The 1218-nt window shown below is 64.8% G+C and carries 1 protein-coding gene and 1 pseudogene; one reads left to right on the top strand and one right to left on the bottom strand.

Features of this window, described 5'->3' with window-relative positions; all coding sequences use genetic code 11:
- Positions 1–415: PDZ domain-containing protein (locus tag EOA33_RS36215; protein ID WP_127407759.1), on the top strand; the 415-nt coding region annotated here is incomplete at its 5' end.
- A 48-nt stretch (positions 416–463) separates the two neighbouring features.
- On the opposite strand, the pseudogene EOA33_RS39550 reads toward EOA33_RS36215, so the two are convergent.
- A pseudogene (locus EOA33_RS39550) lies at positions 464–1218 on the bottom strand (hypothetical protein); the annotation flags it as partial.

Below are 1218 nucleotides of genomic sequence, written 5' to 3'. Positions count from 1 at the left end.
GATCGGCGCCAACCCCGCCATGATCCACGGCGCGCAAGGCATTGCCTTCGCCGTCGCCTCCAACACCGCCAATTTCGTCATTTCGGAGATCATCCGCTTCGGCCGCGTGCGACGCGCCTTTATCGGCGTCTCCGCCGACACCACCAATTTGCCGCGCCGCGCCGCCCTTCTGTCGCAGGTCTCGAGCAGCACCGCCGTGCGCCTGCGCAGCGTCGAGAAGAACAGCCCGGCAGCAAGGGCCGGGCTGAAGGAAGGCGACATCATCGCCGCGATAGATGGCCGTCCGGTCACCGGCGTCGACGACCTCGTGCGCATGCTCGACGCCGAGCGCATCGGCCGCGAGACGCTTTGCACCGTGGTGCGGCGGACCGGCGTCAGCCAGGTCGCGGTGACGCCGGTGGCAAGGCCGAACTGAGCGACCTGCTCGCAACGCCCCGGTAATCACCGGGGCGTCCTCGATGCGCTATCTGATCTCTTGCCCCTGATTGCCCAGACGCATCTTCAGCAAGGCAACCAGACTTGCCTGCGCGCTGTCCTCGGCGTTGATCTCAGCCGTATGCGGCCGTTCGCGAAGCGCTACCCGCATGGCGTGGAATCCAAGTGCGCGATAGGCCTCCATCTGCTCTTCCGAGAAGAACTGATCGCTGGTCGATTCATGCGGGAAAAGCGGGTATCGGCGCTCGTAATCGAGGACATAGTCGGGCTCATCGCCGGTAACCGACGCCTTGACGTAGACAAGGATGCCTTCGACCGGATCATTCTCGTAGAGGATCTTGCCGACCGCGAAATGCCGCAGATGCAAATCCGATTCCGGCGGGACTATCTTGGTGCGGTTGGCGTCGCGCGCCAGCGCCGCGTCCCTGACCGGTCGCCAGTCGAGCGAGATGCGCACGCCGAGATCGATCCGCGCGAAGCGTTGGACGTCGGTGAAGGCGCCGAAATTCACGCCGGCATCGGCCTCGGCGTCGACCACGATGATCAGCTTGCACCTGCGCTTGAGCAGTTGGTAGAGGCCGATATTGTCGATGTGGCCGCCATCGGTGATGTAGACCCGCGAACTGTCGGACCTCAGCTGCCCCGTCGCCTCCGCGAGCAGATACAGCCGCAGGATGTCTTCCCAACTGCGCCGCGAGGGCCGCTTTCCAAGCGCAATCCCGCTCGGGTTTGGAAGCCAGAACCCCAGGCGCAGGTTGAGCAGGGCAAGCGTCGGCCCAAGCA

This window comes from Mesorhizobium sp. M4A.F.Ca.ET.050.02.1.1 (assembly GCF_003997725.1).
Taxonomy (GTDB): domain Bacteria; phylum Pseudomonadota; class Alphaproteobacteria; order Rhizobiales; family Rhizobiaceae; genus Mesorhizobium.
The sequence above is the reverse complement of the archived record's forward strand: the minus strand, read 5'-3'. Positions and strand labels throughout refer to the sequence as shown.